At 55.6% G+C, this 11,991-nt stretch carries 14 protein-coding genes; 1 reads left to right on the forward strand and 13 read right to left on the reverse strand.

The features are described 5' to 3' along the window. Window positions 1–45: 45 nt before the first annotated feature. Together aalo17_RS10290 and rsmD are read right to left on the reverse strand one after the other, a co-directional pair. Window positions 46–951: a magnesium transporter CorA family protein gene (locus tag aalo17_RS10290; RefSeq protein WP_067559106.1), complete on the reverse strand. Its 906-nt coding sequence runs from the start codon at window positions 949–951 to the stop codon at window positions 46–48. 2 nt (window positions 952–953) lie between these two features. Then, a complete protein-coding gene (rsmD, locus tag aalo17_RS10295; protein ID WP_067559109.1) occupies window positions 954–1,631 on the reverse strand; it encodes a 16S rRNA (guanine(966)-N(2))-methyltransferase RsmD in 678 nt (225 codons plus the stop codon). Window positions 1,632–1,722: 91 nt separating this feature from the next. Here rsmD and aalo17_RS10300 point away from each other — a divergent pair, with 91 nt between their 5' ends. After that, window positions 1,723–2,436, forward strand: coding sequence for a DNA alkylation repair protein (locus aalo17_RS10300; RefSeq protein ID WP_067559117.1), 714 nt, complete (start codon window positions 1,723–1,725; stop codon window positions 2,434–2,436). Between the two features lie 35 nt (window positions 2,437–2,471). On the opposite strand, the gene aalo17_RS10305 is transcribed toward aalo17_RS10300, so the two are convergent. The 11 genes from aalo17_RS10305 to aalo17_RS10355 all read right to left on the reverse strand — a co-directional run bounded on the left by aalo17_RS10305 (window position 2,472) and on the right by aalo17_RS10355 (window position 11,973). Next, the gene (locus aalo17_RS10305; protein ID WP_067559119.1) at window positions 2,472–3,143 is read right to left on the reverse strand and encodes a hypothetical protein; all 672 of its coding nucleotides are present in this window, start codon (window positions 3,141–3,143) and stop codon (window positions 2,472–2,474) included. Between the two features lie 194 nt (window positions 3,144–3,337). Continuing rightward, window positions 3,338–4,144 carry a dCTP deaminase gene (locus aalo17_RS10310; protein WP_067559120.1) on the reverse strand — a complete coding sequence of 269 codons (807 nt, stop codon included), beginning with the start codon at window positions 4,142–4,144 and terminating at the stop codon, window positions 3,338–3,340. A gap of 262 nt (window positions 4,145–4,406) precedes the next feature. Further along, entirely contained in the window at window positions 4,407–4,544 is a 138-nt protein-coding gene (locus aalo17_RS12480) for a DUF1667 domain-containing protein (RefSeq protein WP_338032551.1), read from the reverse strand. 189 nt (window positions 4,545–4,733) lie between these two features. Continuing rightward, on the reverse strand, window positions 4,734–6,239 hold the full coding sequence (glpK, locus tag aalo17_RS10320; RefSeq protein ID WP_067559139.1) for a glycerol kinase GlpK: 1,506 nt from the start codon (window positions 6,237–6,239) through the stop codon (window positions 4,734–4,736). A 317-nt stretch (window positions 6,240–6,556) separates the two neighbouring features. Continuing rightward, the gene (locus aalo17_RS10325; RefSeq protein WP_082743380.1) at window positions 6,557–7,987 is read right to left on the reverse strand and encodes an ISL3 family transposase; all 1,431 of its coding nucleotides are present in this window, start codon (window positions 7,985–7,987) and stop codon (window positions 6,557–6,559) included. Between the two features lie 3 nt (window positions 7,988–7,990). Further along, on the reverse strand, window positions 7,991–8,539 hold the full coding sequence (locus aalo17_RS13365; RefSeq protein ID WP_370510362.1) for a DUF6431 domain-containing protein: 549 nt from the start codon (window positions 8,537–8,539) through the stop codon (window positions 7,991–7,993). A 677-nt stretch (window positions 8,540–9,216) separates the two neighbouring features. After that, entirely contained in the window at window positions 9,217–9,525 is a 309-nt protein-coding gene (locus aalo17_RS10335) for an AzlD domain-containing protein (RefSeq protein WP_067559148.1), read from the reverse strand. After that, window positions 9,522–10,274: an AzlC family ABC transporter permease gene (locus aalo17_RS10340; protein ID WP_067559153.1), complete on the reverse strand. Its 753-nt coding sequence runs from the start codon at window positions 10,272–10,274 to the stop codon at window positions 9,522–9,524. Before aalo17_RS10340 ends, aalo17_RS10335 begins: the two co-directional genes overlap by 4 nt. Next, window positions 10,271–11,071 carry an AIM24 family protein gene (locus tag aalo17_RS10345; RefSeq protein WP_067560239.1) on the reverse strand — a complete coding sequence of 267 codons (801 nt, stop codon included), beginning with the start codon at window positions 11,069–11,071 and terminating at the stop codon, window positions 10,271–10,273. Before aalo17_RS10345 ends, aalo17_RS10340 begins: the two co-directional genes overlap by 4 nt. Before the next feature lie 144 nt (window positions 11,072–11,215). Then, window positions 11,216–11,743 (reverse strand): HD domain-containing protein, encoded by a 528-nt coding sequence (locus tag aalo17_RS10350; protein WP_067559156.1) that lies wholly within the window; start codon window positions 11,741–11,743, stop codon window positions 11,216–11,218. A 23-nt stretch (window positions 11,744–11,766) separates the two neighbouring features. Continuing rightward, on the reverse strand, window positions 11,767–11,973 hold the full coding sequence (locus aalo17_RS10355) for a hypothetical protein (protein WP_067559162.1): 207 nt from the start codon (window positions 11,971–11,973) through the stop codon (window positions 11,767–11,769). Window positions 11,974–11,991 lie beyond the last annotated feature (18 nt).

Here is an 11,991-nt window from a genome sequence, read left to right on the forward strand (position 1 = left end):
TCCCTGTCTGCCGGCATTGGCAGGCGGTCCCTGCGTACAGGCTGACTACTGCTTCCGGAAAATCTTCCAGTTGCGGATTACCAGGATCTCCGCCAGTGTCAGGATCACGCAGAACACGATCACCGACGTATAGCCCCAGGGCTCCTTGAGCAGGTGCATGTTCACGAAATTCATTCCGAACCAGCCGGTGATCAGCGTCAGAGGGGTAAAAATCGATGTCACGATCGTCAACAGATTCACCAGGTCATTCTGACGCTCCGAGAGCTTTGCCTGCTTCATGTCCAGCACCTGTGTCAGGGATTCCTTCAGCGTGTGTGTCATCTGCGCGAGGTGCTGCACACGCTGGATGTACAGGGACAGCAGCGTCTGGGCGGTTTCATCCCCGGACTGCACCACGACCTGTTCCATGGTCTGGGCCATGTTCGAGAGCTGCTCGTAGTAGGTGTACAGGGCATTGAGCTGACTGCGCATGTACATGAAATCCTTGCCGGTGTCCGCAACTGTGCCGGCATTCATGCGCTCGGCGAGCTGGGAGAGCGTCTTTTCGTATCCCTGCAGGACGTAGAGATCCTCCCGGATCAGGTATTCCATGAAGTCCAAAAGAAACACCAGCGGTGTCCGGATCTCATCGTCGTATTCTTCCTCCATGGCCCTGACTTTCTTGCGCACCTTGGAGCCTTCGTCAATGAAATACAGCTTGTCGGGAGTCAGGCAGAAGGCAAAGATGTTGTGCGAAATCTGGAGGTTTTTCTTGGACGGGATCACAAAGGTCCCGTACACCAGTCCCCGGAAGTTCGAGGCCTTGCAGAATTCCGGCTTGCTGATGACTTTGTCAATGTGCCTGATGCTGCAGATCCCCGGCTCTTTCTTGCGGAATTCCTCCAGCCCCAGGATCTCCACCTGGTCGGCGTCTGACTGCACCGTCGTGTTTTCGGTTTCCACGGTTTCCATGTTCATGCCTCCTGGTGTCCTGTTACGGCTGATGCCGGTTCTGCTGCGGATGCCCGACTGGCTGCCGGATTGCTCCGTCCGCCTTCGGTTTTTCCATCATCGGCCTCCGGGTCTGCAGAAGCGCTGTCCTTCAGGCGGTAGAAATGGGCGCGGGAAATGCCATAGACTTTCTCCCGGAACTTTTCCAGGTTCCCGTACTCCGAAGCCATGTCCTTTTCCTTCCGGGTGCGGATCACGAGCACGCCATCGTCCTCCAGCAGACGGGTCTGGCCCATGCGCTGCATAACAGGTTCGAAGATCTCGTCCACGGTGTAGGGAGGATCGAGATAAATGATGTCAAAGGTCTCCCCTTTTTTGTCGAGACGGCTGACGGCGTCGAACACATCTTCCTGGAGCACCACGGCGTGTTTCATGAGTCCCAGATTCTGCAGGTTGCGGCGGATGACATCGGCGGCATCTTTCCGTTTTTCCACCATGACGGCGCGCTCTGCCCCGCGGGAGAGGGCTTCGATGCCCATGGATCCCGATCCGGAGAAGAGATCGAGAAAGCGGCAGCCCGGAATGTCGAACTGCCAGATATTGAAAAGAGACTGCCGGATTTTGTCCGTCACGGGGCGGGTATCCAGCCCGGCGGGTGCTTCGATGGCACGGCCTCTTGCGGTTCCTGAAATCACTCGCATGCGATCACCTCGTTACAAGGATAGCACGGCAGCTGCCGCGACGGGCAACAGGAAGCAGAAGCGGGGTCCAGGGAGCTGATATACTGGGGCCATGAAACGGAAAGAAATCAGAGAGAGCCTGTGTCGCGGACAGCCGGGTTCAGTGGCAGCCGGGCTGCAGGATCTGGCGGATCCCGTATATCAGGCGTTTTTTGCCCGTCTGGTCCCGGAGGGCGAAGTGCTGGGGGTGAAGATGCCGGCGCTGCGGACCTGGGCGAAGGGGCTGTCCGAAGAGGAAAGGCAGTCTTTTATGACACACCTTCCCCATCGGTATGTGGAGGAGAACCAGGCGCATGTGCTCATGATCAACGAGATACGGGAGTTTGGGGCAGCGGCAGATGCCCTGCGAAGATTTGCACCCTTTGCGGACAACTGGGCTGTGACGGATGCCCTCAATCCCCGGGCGTTCCGGTGCGATCCGGATACGGAGTCCCTGGCCTGTGAGCTGCTGAGGGATGACAATCCCTATGCGGTGCGGATGGGCATGCTGATCCTGATGCGGCGGTTTCTGAAGACCGATCCACACCTGCCGCAGATCCTGGCCGTCAGGCGCAGCCATGACACGCTGGCGATGATGACCGCCTGGTTTCTGGCAGAGCTGGCCATCCACGATCCGGAAGCGGTTCTGGATGTCATCGATACGCTGGACTGGGCAACAGCAAAGCGCCTCGGTCAGAAAGTGCGGGATTCCAGGCGGATCGGGCAGAATGTCAAGGACCGGATTTCCGAAGCTTGCCGAAGACGCAGACCGATGCCGGTGCACTGAGGCAGAAGCCGGAGCGCATAGGATCGTCCCGGGTGTCAGGCAGCAGCCATTTTCTGCAGGATGTTCCCGACCAGTTCCCTGCTGCAGCCTGAGGCCTGCGCAATGGTTTCCGGATCGCGGATGCCCTGACGCAGCATGGCCAGGACCTGGTCCAGGGTGCGGTTTTCTCCGGGGACAACCGTCTGTGCTTCCTGGGGGTCTGCCGGCTCGACTGACGGCATCTCTCTTGTCCTGCGGCTGGCGGCAGTCTGCTCCAGCTGATCCGGCTCTTCTTTCGAAATGGTGGCCAGGTCCTTCAGCTGGACGGGATAGAGCCGGTCGATCCGGTATCCCTCTTCCTTCAGGACCTTCGCCTTGAACTGCATCTGCTGGCTGCACATCACCGTAGCCAGGGCCGGCGGCATAGGCGGATCCAGCCGGATCCCGAAAAGACTGTGACGGTCTGTCAGGATCACAAGATCCATGTCTTCCCTGGTTTCTTCCCGGAGGTCCGGGACTTCGGCAGGGAACACATGCAGGACTGTCTCCGGTTTCTGCAGAAGGTCCTGCACCACCCAGCTCGCGCAGGCAAACCGGTCGGCATCGTCGAGGGCCGGATCCTGGAAAAAGGACCGGAATGCCATGGGGTCATCGGAGAACAGAAGTTTCCGGAATGTTGTCAGGATCTGTGTGCGGGTGGGTTTTGTATCGTTCATTTTGTGTTTCATACTTTGTATCCTCCACTTTGTATATTCGCCAGATGCCCCTGTTTTTGCGGAAATCCGTTCCTGCACTGTACAAAAAAGGCTGGAAATCACCGCTTCCAGCCTTTTTTGTACACTGTTGATGGAATACTTTGCAGGTGACTTGTCATGTCCGAAGACTGCCTCGTATCACACATTGACAACATCGGTTTTGCAGTCTATCTGAAGAGAAATATGAGAAGAATTCCAGCCAGAAGAGCTGCAGCCACCAGAAAAATCCACCAGTACTTTTTGGACTGCTCTCTGCGGCTGCCGACGCTTCCCACAACCAGCATGACCAGGGCCATAAACAGCAGAAGAAGCAGTCCCAGGCTACAGTTGACCAGGACCAGGTTCCGGATACTGATGTTCTGGCTGATGACGGTAAAATCTATGGTCAGGATTGAAAATATCGAAACGAAAATGCCCATCAGCGTCAGAATATTGGCATAAATTTTTCCTTCCTGATTTCTCAGTCCTTCTGTGGCTTCTTCCAGTTTCCCGATTTTTTCCGTATAGACGCTGTCATATTTTCCATACCCCCGATACGCTGTTTCATCCGCAAATGAGCTGACAGGACGTGACTGATAATCCTGTTCCGGCAGTTCATCCAGTGTATGGAAAAACAGCTGCGCTATTTTCATTCCGGTATCGAGGACGATGGGGGTCCCAGAGGCGTTCAATACCCTCAGATAGGCCCGTGAGTGATGGCCGGGGAAATAGACAGGACCATCCACAATCAGTCCAGTGCGCATCAGCGAGTTTTTTTCGCCGACAGTGAGCGCCAGATCACGGGGAACGGTAAATTCTTCTCTGGATTCGATCATGACAAAATCTCCAGGCTGCAGTTCCAGCCTGTCTTCATGATGTTTCGCCAGAATCTTCCCTATCGTCAGATCATAGGAAATACACCCAATATTCTCCTCTTCATATCCGGACGGAAAGATTTCGGGGGCCCGTTGTTTGATTTGTTTATCTACCAGCATCTCAATCACCTTTGTTAGATTATAGTCCCTTGACTGATTTCATAAAAGCAAAAGCGATTGACACCAGCCATGGGTAAAGCTGGATTCATTGTGTCTTTCATGCGTTGTATCCTCCACTTTGTATCTTCGCCGGATGCGGCCGTTTTTGAGAAAACTTCTCTTTGAACTGGATAAAAAAGGCTGGAAATCACCGCTTCCAGCCTTTTTTGTCCAGGTTGATGGAATATTTGGCATGTGACATGTCATGTCCGAAGACTGCCCGTCAGACAGTCTCCACCATGCGGGTTGCAATCACATTCACCCCGGTTTCTGCCGCATCCGCCAGGACCACATCTCCGATCTGCACCGGCGCCTGCATCCGGACTGACCGCAGGGCGCGGCCCCCATCCGGCAGAAGCAGATCAGTTCTTTTTCTTTTCTATCGTCCGGCCTCATCCGGACACAGGCAAGCCCTGCCGCCGGATTCAGTGACAGATTTTCTGAATGTGTCTTGCCCTCACAAGCAGTGGCATTCCGTTGCACGACGGGATATCACAGATCCGGGCAGACCATCCCGGATGATCCCGGAAGCTGCCGGCATCCGCCGCTTTTACCGGACCATGGCCGGCTTGAAGGCCTGACAGGCGTTGACCGCCTGCTGCCAGTCCTGATAGCGGCTGTCCATTTCCTCCTTCGACCGTCCGGGTATGAACCGCCGCCGGACTTCGATGTCCAGGTCCTCCCGCTTCCAGAACCCGATTGCCAGACCCGCCAGGAAGGCAGCACCCAGCGCCGTGAGCTCATTGACCTTGAACCGGTCCACCTCCAGCTGGCAGAGATCGGACTGAAACTGCAGCAGGAAGTCATTGGCCGCCGCACCACCGTCCACTTTCAGGACCTGGATCGGGATCCCGGCATCCGCTTCCATGGCATTCAGCACGTCCCGCACCTGATACGCCATGCTTTCCAGCGCCGCACGCACCAGCTGGTCACGCCCGGTGCCCAGGGTCAGCCCCACAATGGCGGCCTTGGCCTTGTCATCCCAGTACGGAGCCCCGAGCCCCACAAACGCCGGCAGGATATAGACCCCGGCCGTTGTTGCTGCCCGCTCGGCCATCTGTGCGGTTTCCTTCACGTCTTCAAACAGCTGGAGCTCATCCCGCATCCATTTCATGATGGATCCCGAGACAAACACCGAGCCCTCCAGGGCATAGGTGACCTCATCCCCGATCTTCCAGGCCACGGTGGACAGCAGGCCGTTTTTTGACCGCACGATTTCGTTCCCTGTGTTCATCAGCAGGAACCCGCCCGTGCCGTAGGTGTTTTTTGCCATGCCCTTCTCCAGACACAGCTGCCCGAACAGCGCCGCCTGCTGGTCCCCCACCATGGAACAGATGGGGACCTGGGACCCGAAGAACATATAGGGAGCTGTGCTGCCATAGACCTGGGACGTGGGCACGATCTCCGGCAGGATCTGGCGGGGAATGTCAAATTTCTTCAGCAGGTCCTCATCCCATGCCAGTTTGCCAATGTCGCAAAGAAGCGTCCGGCTGGCATTGGAGACATCCGTGATGTGGCGGTCTCCTCCCGTGAGCTTCCACACCAGCCACGTGTCCATGGTCCCGAACAGCAGGTCGCCGTTTTCCGCCTGCTCCCGGACCCCCGGCACGTTTTCCAGAAGCCAGGCGATTTTGGACGCCGAGAAATAGGGGTCGATCCGCAGACCGGTTTTTTCACGCACTTCATCCTCATACCCCTGTTCCTTCCACCGGTCGCAGATGTCACTGGTCTGCCTGGACTGCCATACGATCGCATTGTGCACCGGCAGTCCTGTCCGTCTGTCCCAGAGCACCGTGGTCTCCCGCTGGTTGGAAATGCCGATGGCGGCCACCTGGTCCGGCTGCAGGCGTGCCTTGTGGAGCACTTCTGCCATCACCGCAATGGTATCCAGCCAGATGGATTCCGCATCCTGTTCCACCCAGCCGGGTTCCGGATAAAAGACGCTTCCCTCTTTCCGGGCAATGGATACAATGTGCCGGTCGTGGTCGAAGAGAACCGCCCGGGTGGATGTGGTACCATGATCAATGGCCAGGATGTATTTCGGATTTCTGTGCATGAAGACACTCCTTTCCGCACCGCTTTGCCTGCTCCGTGCAGGCGCTGTCATGTTTGTCGTCTGTTTCTATTGTACGCCGTCCGGATGAGCCCTGCAGTCTTCGGGAAACCGGGACAGTCCGGGCGGGGGGGATGACAGACAGCCAAAGCGGCCATGCAGGAAACGGGAGGCAGGGGCATGGAACCCACAGGGAAGGATATCGGCCGTTGCCGAACCATCCGAGTATAAAAAAAAGACGCTCTAAAGTTTTGTGAGGTTTGGACTCTCACATCCAATACAGTTGGATGAGGGGTCCGGACCTCATTTTCATTTACAGCCTATTTGCTGCTGTTCTCTCTACTGTTGACAGCTTTATCCTGTCTGTCTGGATGCCCATCTTCAGGACCCCTGGAAAGCACAAACAGGACTCTGTTCCTGAACCGTTCCCAGTTCGTATATCCATTCGCATTGTGTTTGATCATCTTGATGATCTTGTTTCTGTTCTCTATCATCGAGCTGGTCAGGCGATGTTCTTTCAGCCTTACATTCCCGGTCTTCGGATCGACCACATATTCCTGCTTGACGATATGGAACGAATTGATGATTTCCCTGAACCAGTTGCGCAGGGTGTCAGCGAAACTCTGCAGTTCCTCCACACCTGTACTGTCTAGATCTCTAATCAGAGATCTGAGCTCCTCCTCTGCAGTACTCAGGTTTTCTTTTCTGTAATACTCCGACAGCCGGTTCCGGAAGTGATACGCCTTCCTCAGGTCCGGGCTCGTATCCAGCAGTGCCTCACGCAGTTCATATCTGTTCATCTGCCTCTTCAGTCCGCTGACATAAGATCTGGGTGCTGCCGGATCAAATATCATCATCTTCTTTCCTGTCCTGTCCCTGTACCAGGCATCAGGCCTGATCCCCAGAAGTTCACTCTGATGCTTGAGCAGATAGTATTCCGGAGACCCTTTTCGAGTTCCTTTCATCACACGGATCCTCACTCTGTTCAGGCTCTTCGTATATTCCTGGACCACATGGAACCTGTCCACGGCGAATATCGCTTTGGGAAAGAAAGTCGCAGCTATCTCCCTGTAGGGCCTGTACATATCGGACGAGATGTACTCCACTCTGTCTCTCTCGCTTCTGGGAAACTTTCGGAAATAAGCTGCCAGATACTCCTTTTTCCTGGAAGGGAGCACATCCACCGGGGACTGGGCATCGTAGTCCAGGAGCATGCATACATATTTTGAATCATCAGATTTGAAGGAATATGTTTCGTCGATCTGCATCACCCTGCATAGTTTCACCGGCACAGGGTAACTTACACACATGTCGAATATCTTCATCACTGTCGTAGCTGAAACGTGATGACGCTCTCCTACAGAAGCAAAAGTTTCATTTGGAGACCTGAGATCTTCGATGATCGCTTTTCCTGTCAATATGGAGATCCGCTGTCTTTTCATGGCGAAGGGATTGTCTTCTCCATAGGTGCGGTGGCAGTCTTTGCATTTGTAACGCCTGGCGTTGTAGATGAGAGTGCATTTGCGGTCTGTAAGGACATCATGGTTTATCACACGGGGAGTGTAGTTGAAAACGACGATGTTATGACCACCGCATCGGGGGCATTCAGGAAACGCAGGAACCAAAGTGACCTCCACAAGCATCTGATCGATGCCAGGGGAGGTCGATATGTTCTGGACCCTGGAAGCATCAAGACCGAACAGTTCAAGAGCTGTATTTTCCAGGGAATTTTTGACTTTTACAGCCATCATTCATCACCTCGATGACAGTATGGCGGAAGGCGGAACAGGTTCCGATGAGAGGAAGGTTGGAAAGACCATGGTCTTTCCCCACTGGACCCCATTGGATACAGATGTATCAGAACTACCATTGGTTTCGTACTGCAATCGCTGAATGAACTTTGGAACAAGAGAAAAGAAGCTCCTGAAACCGGACGATGGGAATTCCGGGAACCGACGACGAAAATCCTGTACGAATCGGTACAGGGATGAGGATTCAGTATCTGGAGAGAAATCCGCCAGGCGCAGCGGCTCCCCTGCAGCAGACTTTTTCAGGGCCATGGAGGCATCTTCGCTGGAAAACAGATAATAGGGTATGAAAATGTCGGGAAGGACCCGGTGGACGTGGCGGCAGTGTGGGCAACGGACGCGTCTTATTGAGATGGTGAAAGTACCACAAGGCAGCTTAATGGTGCGGGGGACACTACCGTGACAGTGAAGATCATGACCGCAAAAAGGGCAGACGAAGAGCTTTTCACTGGAGCAGAAGGCCTGGAAAAGCAGGTCATAGATCCTCTGCAGCATCTCCTGACTTGAGATATCGGAAAGTGATCGTATGTGATTCAGGCGTTTGTCTTTCGGGGACACAAACTTCTTGAAAACCCATGTGATTATCTGTAACGTAAAGGTTGCCTAACGGTGGGACAGAGCAAAGTAGGGTCGAAACTAGATTGCACTGTCTCTTTTTCTTTCTATACAGTGTATTGTGACCGAAAAGACCTCAAGATAAAAGGAGTTGTTCTGACCTTCCACCTCACAGGCTAGATAGGACAGGAACAACTCCTTTTCAGTTTTACTGATTAAATTTGGAGGCTTGATTCGACCTCACAAATCTTTGGATATTCTAAAAAAACCAGATGGCTTCCCCAAACCATCTGGTGTGTACGACCTGCCTGTCTTGCCTTGTCTGTAAATCAGGATAAGCTCACTGATCAATTCCCTTCAGACATTTTCCAGGATGAAGCAGCCGGAGAACAGCGCTTGCTGGCAATGGCAGGTAACCCGTACGGACTTGACTGTCTCCTTATGTATATTATGAACGATGTTCATTCCTGGCGTGCCGTTCTCAGGGAAATTCCCGTGTCGACCGGCAACATTGACAGTATAACGTTATGTCAAATATGGGGCAATTTATCTTTAACGCATGGTGACAGGAACGAGAAGTTTGTTCACTTCCAGACCGCTTTCCGGCATGTCCCGGTTCAGGGAATGAGCAGGGCGAGCAGGCCGGCAGCGGCAGCCGCCAGAGAAACGGCCAGCAGTCCCTTTCCATGCCAGGCCAAAAGAACAGCGGCAGCGCACCCGGTAATGGCGCTGGCCAGATGCGGAGTGGCTGTGAACACCCCGGGAACCGTCATCGCAGCCAGGACGGCATAGGGTACATAATACAGAAACGAGCGGATCCTGGGACTGGTGATGGTGCGGGTAAAGAGTGCCAGCGGCAGGGCCCGGATCAGGTACGTGACCAGTGCCATGGTCAGGATCCCGGGCAGCACCTCTGTCCAGGTCATGCGTTTTCCTCCTGTCCTGTGGTCCGGGATGCAGCGTCTTCCGCCTCCATCCCGGCCCCCGGGTGCAGCCACGCCATGATCCCGGCGGTGATCACCGTGACGAGAATCACCGCCCATCCCGAGGACAGCTGCAGCAGGCTGCAGGCCAGGCTGAGGGTGGCAGCCAGGGCAACGCAGACAGCCACTGAGTGGTCCTGCCGGGCTTTGGGGATGAGGATCGCAATGAACATCCCGTACATGGCCACGCCGCAGGCTCCGGCCACATCCGGAGACAGCAGGCTGCTGGCAGCAGCCCCTGTCCAGGTTCCGGCTGTCCATCCGATGACCGGCAGTGTAATGAGACCCATCATAAAGGAAAAGGAGAGCTTTCCCGATTCGCCAATGGCTGCCGCGAAAATCTCGTCGGTGATGCCGTAGGCCATGACCAGTCTCTGCAGCAGACTGGTCTTTTCCAGTTTCTGGGACAGGGACAGTGCCATGAGAAAATACCGCGCGTTGATCACCAGCGTGGTCAGCACCAGTTCCGCCAGCTGGCCATGCTGCGCAATGATCTGCGTTCCGGCAAACTGACCGGCACTGGTGAGATTGCTGATGGAAATCAGCGCTGCCTGCAGCGGGCGGAATCCCAGCACCACGGCAGAGAGACCATAGGCCATGGACACGGAAAAGTAGCCCAGGGCAATCGGAATCCCCAGTCTCAGTCCCGCTGCATAGCTTTGGCTGTTCCCTGCCCTGTCAACAGCTCTCACTGTCCGGCAGCCGGCTGTACAGGCATGGCCCCGGCTTCCTGCTGGAAGGGACACAGCAGCACTTTGCCTGTGCCACGGTAAACATTGACCAGTCCTTCTCCCGAGAGGGCCGATCCCATCAGTGAACTCGTGGCTTTTTCCACTGTGAACTGCAGCCCGGCACTCCATGCCACGGCCATGTTCCCGTCAATGCGCAGGACATCGTTGTCCAGCTCCACTTCCACCAGCTCCTCCTGGGGACAGGGAACCTTGACGACCGCCGCGCCGTTTCCCCGCAGGCACAGGCTGAAGAGCCCCTCGTTGCCCAGAGTGGCGGCAGACAGAGAACGCCGCATGCTCACTTCCTGCCGGAGGCTGGCTTCGGCCGCCACAAACATGCCGTCATCCAGCACGATCCCGGCTCCCCATTGGGATACATCGATGGCTGCCAGATAGGAATAGGTGGGTTCCAGCACCAGCGTCCCGGTTCCCTGGTATTCGGGTTTCACCGCCGGGTCCCCGGTCATTTTCGACCGGATCGTCTTGCCGATGAAATCCCCGACGCCTTTGAGGCCCGACGTGCCGTGCACATCCCCTGCCATCCACTGCATGGCACCTGGCTGCACCACGACCGCTCCTTTGGAGAGATCGCAGACCACCTGCCGCCGGCGGATGTTCATGGCATTGCAGTACCAGGCAAACTGTGCCTGCTGCGGCGCAACGGAGAATTCCCGCTCATACTGGACAATGGTGAAGGGGCCGATGGCACTCAGGGTGCGGATGTCGTCGTTGGTCGTGAAGTTGGTGATTTTGTACATGGAAGATCCTTCCTTTCCTTCCAGGGCCGCCAGGCGGCGTCTGTATGGTTCAGTGTAGCATTTTGCGGCCGCCTGCCAAGCCGAAACAGAAAAGAACCGGCCGGTCATCCCTTCCGCCTGGCAGAATCCGGATACCGGCCGGTGTTATCGGCTGTTCCCTTTTTTCCTGACCCGACTGTCCAGCTGCCCGAGTTTTCCCGGCCGCAGCTTCCGTCTCCACCAGGCACTGAGTTCCTGGAAGGTGCTCAGTTTGTCGGCGGCGGTGACCAGCCATCCCTCGCGGTGCCGCGGCGGTTTTGTCAGGGGAAACATGTGGCTGACAATCGCATCCTGTTCCCGCGGATGGAGTTCATAGTGACGGTGCGCCGCCTCCATGGCCACTTTCGGATGGTGGAATCCATGCGGGCGTGGATGGTCATGGCTCTTGTCATGCCAGTCATACAGAAAGTAATCATGCAGCAGGGCGCTGCGGATCACCCGGTCCCGGTCGGCCTTCAGGTTCAGCTTCCGGTTGAGCCACAGGGCGATCCGGGCGACGTGATGGACATGGGTGTACACCGTGGTGTGACCATGCTGGATGAAGTCCCGGGTCCGGGCCAGCTCTCCGGTCCGGCACAGGTGACGGGAGACATCCACAATATGCTTCTGGTCTTCCTCGCTGATTCTGAACATACAGAAAAAGGCCCTGCGACCTCTTACATTCCCTGACCGGACTGGTTCTGTTCCCGGAAGGCCTGTGCCCATTCCGGCTCAAAACCGGCTGTCGTGGTTTCCGGATTCAGGACCTGTGCATGCTCAAGGTTTTCAAAAATCAGGAAAAGCATATAGTCCGCAAAGGAAAGGCCCAGACTCTGCGCCTTCTGCTGCAGGAACTCAATGTGAAACTGTTCTTCTGTTTTCATGACGGATGCACCTCCTAC

The sequence above is a fragment of the Faecalibaculum rodentium genome (genome assembly GCF_001564455.1).
In the GTDB taxonomy this organism is placed as follows: Bacteria; Bacillota_I; Bacilli_A; order Erysipelotrichales; family Erysipelotrichaceae; genus Faecalibaculum; species Faecalibaculum rodentium.